The 2006-nt window shown below is 62.8% G+C and carries 4 protein-coding genes; 1 reads left to right on the plus strand and 3 read right to left on the minus strand.

Going from position 1 to position 2006, the window contains the following annotated elements:
* Positions 1-403: EAL domain-containing protein (locus AC1DT2_RS21880; protein ID WP_477298712.1), on the plus strand; the 403-nt coding region annotated here is incomplete at its 5' end.
* Positions 404-578: 175 nt separating this feature from the next.
* Here AC1DT2_RS21880 and rplS read toward each other — a convergent pair.
* The 3 genes from rplS to rimM form a co-directional block, all read right to left on the minus strand.
* Positions 579-977, minus strand: a complete 399-nt coding sequence (rplS, locus tag AC1DT2_RS21885; protein ID WP_046981446.1) for a 50S ribosomal protein L19 — start codon at positions 975-977, stop codon at positions 579-581.
* Positions 978-1025: 48 nt separating this feature from the next.
* Complete coding sequence (gene trmD / locus AC1DT2_RS21890) at positions 1026-1772, minus strand: tRNA (guanosine(37)-N1)-methyltransferase TrmD (protein ID WP_063573147.1); 747 nt, start codon at positions 1770-1772, stop codon at positions 1026-1028.
* A 17-nt stretch (positions 1773-1789) separates the two neighbouring features.
* On the minus strand, positions 1790-2006 hold a 217-nt coding region (gene rimM / locus AC1DT2_RS21895; RefSeq protein ID WP_477298713.1), incomplete at its 5' end, for a ribosome maturation factor RimM.

The following is a 2006-nucleotide window of genomic DNA, read 5'->3' on the forward strand; positions in this document are numbered from 1 at the left end:
GCGTCGCAGCACCCTGGTCATCGAGATGCCGGAGTCCAAGGTACTGACCAGCCTGCGGCCTACCCAGGAATTCGTGGCCGGCTGGCGCAAGGCGGGCGGCGCGTTCGCCATCGAGCAGTTTGGCTCGGGCCTCAACTCGTTCCAGATGCTCAACCATGTCGAGGCCGACTTCCTGAAGATCGACCGCAGCTTCATGACCGACCTACCGCAGCACCCGGAAAACCAGAAGAAAATCGCGGAGATCTGCAAGGAAGGCCACGCGTCGGGCAAGCAGACCGTCGCCGAATGGGTCGAGGACGCCGTGAGTACGTCGCTGCTGTTCGCCTGCGGCGTGGACTTCGTGCAGGGCAACTTCCTGCAGGAGCCGGCCAAGGTGCTGGCCGAGGAATACATGCCCGTATAAGGCCCATGTGGGAGCCGATTCATCGGCGATGGGCCTGCGATAACCTGGCCCGCTGCCGCGGGATCGCCGATGAATCGGCTCCTACAGAAAAGCACCCTGCCCGCCACCGGCGCGCAGACAACAAAAAAGCCCGCGATTGCTCGCGGGCTTTTTCTTGGCGCGTACTGCGACCCGATTACTGGGCGGCGGCAGCGGCAGCCTTCTTCGCGACCTTGGCGGCAGCGGCGGCGGCGACGTCTTCCTTGATGCGGGCAGCCTTACCTTCCAGACCACGGAGGTAGTACAGCTTGGCGCCGCGGACCTTGCCCTTGCGCTTGACTTCGACCGAGTCAATAGCGTGGCTGTGCGACTGGAAAACGCGCTCGACACCGGTGCCGTGCGAGATCTTGCGCACGGTAAAGGCGGAGTGCAGGCCGCGGCTACGCTTGGCGATAACGATGCCTTCGAACGCCTGGACGCGCTCGCGGGCGCCTTCCTTAACCTTGACGTTGACGACCACGGTGTCGCCAGGACCGAAATCCGGCAGCTGGCGGATGATCTGCTCGGCTTCGAACTGTTGGAGAAGTTTGTTCATGGCACACCTGTCAATTTCAGTTACGGCGGTCGATATCGGCCGCACCGTTTAGCCGTGTGAGTATTCACGGCGGAATTCATCCAGCAATGCCCTCGATTCATCATCGAGCGCACGCTGCGTTAGCAAGTCCGGCCGGCGCAGCCAGGTACGACCCAGCGACTGCTTGCGACGCCAGCGGCGAATAGCCGCGTGATCGCCGGAAAGCAGCACCTCCGGCACGCCGCCCCAAACATCGTGATGCTCGGGACGGGTGTAATGCGGGCAATCCAGCAGGCCATCCGAGAAGGAGTCCTGTTGGGCGGACTGCGCGTCGTTCAACGCACCGTCCTGAAGACGACCCACCGCATCGATAATCACCGCTGCGGCAAGCTCCCCGCCAGACAGCACATAATCGCCGATTGAGAGCTCCTCGTCGACCTCATGCTGCAGCAGGCGTTCGTCCACGCCTTCGTAACGTCCGCAGACCAGGGCGATTCGCGGCATGTTTGCCAGCGCCTCGACCTTACCCTGCGTCAGCCGCGCACCTTGCGGGCTGAGATAAATCACGTGCACCGGTTCCGGTGCCGCCTCACGAACCGCCGCGAGCGCCGCTCGCAAAGGGTCGATCAGCATCACCATGCCCGGCCCACCGCCAAAGGGGCGACCGTCCACGGTGCGATGCCTGTCGGGAGCGAAGTCGCGGGGGTTCCAGGTTTCCACCTGTAACAACTCGCGCTGCTGCGCCCTGCCGACCACCCCGACCTCGGCCGACTGGCGGACGAAATCGGGAAACAACGAGACCACATCGATACGCATGACTTGGAATCGTTGCTCTAGAACTCGGGGTCCCAGTCCACCACGATGCGCTGGCCATCGAAATCGATGGAGTGCACGTAGGGGCCCTGGACAAACGGGATAAGTCGCTCCCTTTCACCGTCCTTCACCACCATGACGTCATTGGCGCCGGTAGCGAAAAGATGGTTCACCCGTCCCAGGACGACATTCTCCGTGGTAACGACCTCGAGACCCTCGAGATCGGTCCAGTAGAAC

Source organism: Luteibacter sp. P4_E6 (assembly GCF_056401535.1).

What these genes read in the sequence shown, in the direction of transcription:
- rplS (WP_046981446.1), bottom strand. Translation starts at nt 977, where the DNA reads ATGAACAAACTTCTCCAACAGTTCGAAGCCGAGCAGATCATCCGCCAG.
- trmD (WP_063573147.1), bottom strand. Translation starts at nt 1,772, where the DNA reads ATGCGTATCGATGTGGTCTCGTTGTTTCCCGATTTCGTCCGCCAGTCG.